Annotated in this window: 2 protein-coding genes and 1 pseudogene; 1 reads left to right on the forward strand and 2 read right to left on the reverse strand. The window is 44.3% G+C overall.

Annotated features, from left to right (window positions below):
- Nucleotides 1–1,961: pseudogene (locus F6K49_RS36755) on the reverse strand (hypothetical protein); the annotation flags it as partial.
- A gap of 119 nt (nucleotides 1,962–2,080) precedes the next feature.
- Here F6K49_RS36755 and F6K49_RS36760 point away from each other — a divergent pair.
- Nucleotides 2,081–2,263: a hypothetical protein gene (locus tag F6K49_RS36760; protein ID WP_293104834.1), complete on the forward strand. Its 183-nt coding sequence runs from the start codon at nucleotides 2,081–2,083 to the stop codon at nucleotides 2,261–2,263.
- On the opposite strand, the gene F6K49_RS36765 is transcribed toward F6K49_RS36760, so the two are convergent.
- The coding region (locus F6K49_RS36765) for a LamG-like jellyroll fold domain-containing protein (RefSeq protein ID WP_366514272.1) at nucleotides 2,260–3,867 on the reverse strand (1,608 nt) is incomplete at its 5' end. The genes F6K49_RS36760 and F6K49_RS36765 overlap by 4 nt on opposite strands.

The raw sequence follows: 3,867 nt of genomic DNA on the forward strand, positions 1-3,867 counted from the left end.
TCAAGTTTAGCTTTAGGTAAAGCAGTGGTATAGTGAATAAATTCTCCTGATTTTGGTAATTTCACGATCACCGCTAACCGGTCATCGAGAATAATCGGATAGACTAATGCTGCACTCGGATCGATTTGCTGCTCCCTCAATTCCACAATGTCAGAAAGGTTACACCCCAGAAAATTCTCAATTTGGGCTAGCTGGAGAGAGTCAATTGCTGCGGTAGCTTGCTTGAGCTTGTTTTGTGGGATCCGGTTATCTGCGATCGCTTTCTTTGCGATCGGTTGAGCGGTTTGATCGTCTTTCAAGAGTAAATCGACTAATTCTCGATAGACTTGCTCAACATTTTCCCGAAAGGAAAACTGCACATCTGAACTCAGAGCCAGTAAATCTTGGCGAAGAGAATCTAGGGTTTTGACCGTTGCTTGGTAAGCGGTGATTGCTTCTTCAGTTTTTCCCAGAGCTTGATAAATTCGTCCTAACTGCCATTGCCATTGATAGGCAATGTCATCGGCTTGAATTCCTTGAGCTATGGTCAGGGCTTTTTCGGTAAATTCTTGAGCTTGATACCATTGCTGAGTTTGTTCATATAGCTTACCAAGGGTACCAAGGGCATAGGATTCGGCTCGTTTATCGTCTAAAAGTTGAGCCTCTTGGAGAGCTTTGACTAATGTATGGGCAATTTCGTAAGGCTGAAGGATAAAGGATGACCGCTGAAGATTGTCTTGATGCTTGTTTGATTTTAGATCATAGGTGATCAGACTTTCGACAAAATTGATTTGAGCATAGATTGCGGTTCGACTAGCTGGTAATTTAGTAATCTCGCTGTTGAGTAATTCCTTGACTTGGTCATTAATTTTAGATTTTAATTCTTGGAGCTTTGTAGTTTTGTTTTGATCTTTGTCTTCATCCGTTAAGGTCTCTAACCAATTGTGGAAGTCAATGAGTAGACTTAATCGCTGTAGTTTCGGGTCAATATCTAAGCTGGTTGATGCTGATAATTTGCTTGACTCTTGAAGAGATTCTTGATAGTATTTTAGAGCATAATTAAACTGCTCATCAACTTTTTTTTGAACTTTTTCTTGTTGTTCTATCTGGTTATTTCTGGTGTATAATTGTTTATAGTGGTTGTACCAAGAACGTTCTGTATCTCCCAAACTCAGTAAGGTCTCTCGTTTTTCCAGAGGAGGTTGAGCTACTTTCAAACTTGCCTTAAGCACTTGCTGAGAGTGCTTCAAGTCCCCAAGGAGACGGAGAGTATTCCCAAGGCTACGTAAGCCAAGGATTTTAATCTGGGGATCAGGGGTTTGTTGAAAGGTTTGCAGCACCGTTTCAAACCTTTCTTGATTGGACAAATCGCAATTATTGTCCAGGTTTAAGGCTTGTAATAAGGTTTTACAGGTGCGACGGTGAAGTCCTAAGGCTTCCATCGCTTGAGCTTGATTAATTAGGGTACCTGTAATGCCAATGTCATCCTTTAATTGTTGATAAATCTCAGTAGCCAATTGCCAGGCTTCTAGAGCAGTGTCTGGTTGTCCTAAGGCTAATTCTAAACTACCTAGGGTGTTGAGAGCTTGGGCTTGGATTTGCTGGTAGTCTGGGCTATCCCTAAGATCTGATCCGGTCTCTAACAGCTTGAGGCTAAATGCGATCGCATCTTCTGCATCAAACCACTGTTGCAGTTTCTGGTAAGCCAAGGACAGATAACTCAACACCATGGCCTGATGTAGTCTATCCCCTTGGGATTCATAGGCTTGTGCCGCTTGTTCCCAAGTGCTTGCTGCTTGATTAAACTGACCTTTGGTGTAGAATGCTCTGCCTTGTTCCACTAAATCTGACGCTGACCAATCTTGAGGAATTGGCTTAACAGTTGTGGGATAGGATAAGACCGGGAGGATGCCAATGGGGAGAACTAAATTTAGGAGAAAAAAAATTAGGGTTTGTGTGCCAATTAGGGTCGCGCGAAGCATGAGGACGCTAAATCTAGGGTTTCTATTTTTAATTATCTCTCCAATGGACTATGGTGTTTCATAGTAATAGTCAGGTATATCTAAATTTTTGGCATTGCTGAGGGGCGGGATGACTATGAGTGTGGTGGGCATCTTGTCTGCCTGAGGCAGAATACAGGCAAGATGCCTGTTCCACCCCTGATGCCCCTGGAAATGAAACAGGCAAGATGCCTGTTCCACACTGCATCTGTGTTCTCGATTCCCGATTCCCGATTCCCGATTCCCGATTCCCGATTCCCAATTCCCTGCTCCCTGTTCCCTAGCGCAAATAACAAGACCCAGGTACCTGCCGAAATCCATCCGGTGTCACAGTAGTGGGATAAGCAGTCAGAAAGATATTGCCATCAGCATCAATCATCAAGCCTTGAGCTTCTATAATCCGTTTTGGCTTAGGGGTAGTGGGGGGTTTAACAGGGGGCTTCACGAGTGCAGTCCGGGAGCGATACCGTCCACGGGTAGTAGGGTGGCGTATATCTTCCCAAAGGGTATTGCTGCTGATTTCACCTGGGCGAGGAGGTAAGCCGCCACGTCCAGTATTGATAAACCTACTGCCAGTGCTATTACTCGGTTGACAGCGCTGGTCAAATTGAGGCTGGGCTGGGTCCGTGGGTAAGCTGTTTGGCTCTCGCTCCAGGAAGTCATTTTCGGTGTTGATATTGACCACACCGTCTGTAGTACCAGAGGCATCTATATCATTGGTGCGATTGCCTGGGATGGCTTTGCGCTCTTCAATATCACCAAAAATGCTGAAGGCATTGATAGTGATATTACCCCCTTGTCCCATGGGAGCATTAGCAATGATATCGCTACCATTAGAACTAGTTGGGGGGAACACAATCAGGAATGGATTATTATTAATCGTGATGTTACCTCCGGTAGCTTCACCGGAAGCCTGTGCGGAGATCAGACTTTCGTTTTTGAGCTGTATTAGGTCTGATACGTTTAGTGTGATATTCGCTCCTGATTCCCCAGGATTGGGAGTTTGAGCAGTTTCAGCTTCTAGTCTTCCGTTATTGAGCAACAGGGAATTAGCATTAATTATCAGATTACCTGCTACCCCGTTCTCACTTCTGACTGTTATTATCCCTTCATCTTCAACCTTGAGGGAATTACTATTGATTCTGATATCACCAGCTTGAGCTGTCTTACTGCTTACGTTTATTTCCCCTCTATCCTCAACCTTCAGGGAATTAGTATCGATGGTGATCGTACCAGCTTCACCACTGAAATTGCCTGAGCTGCTAGACACTAAACCACTGGCAATGTCACTATTAGTGGGACTAACTCCAGAAATAGTAATGTCATCAGCATTGACTGTAATCTTACCAGCATTTGCTGCACGATCAGGTAAGGATTCCGGAGATACACCAAGATTTCGTTGCCCCCGTAAGTAGTGACTAGTAATTCTTTCAGGGGATAAGGCTTCGTCATAGACTGCGACTTCATCAATCACACCATTAAATGCTTGGTCACCAATGTTCGGCCAAGCCCCGATCAAGACACGGGCGTTTTGATTTTCAAAAGCACCTTGGTTGTTACTGATCACTTCCCGACCATCGACAAAAATGGTGTTGGTGTTGGAGCTTTGGTCGTAACTAGCTACAATGTGATGCCAAGTATCTGCTTCAATGAAGTTCCTTGGTGTTCTCAAGTCCGAGTTACCCTCAAAGTCACCAAAACGGACAGCACCGTTACTGGTCACTCGGAAATATAGACTGTCACCGTTACCATCGTTTCGGTCATTGCTTGGATGTATCCCGACATAGGATTGATCCACAGATTTCTCAGAGTCGTTTTGCTTGACCCAGGCTTCTACAGTGAAGGATTGATTGCTGATATCTAATTCTGAACGTGGTGCAATAATACC

This window comes from Moorena sp. SIO3I6 (genome assembly GCF_010672095.1).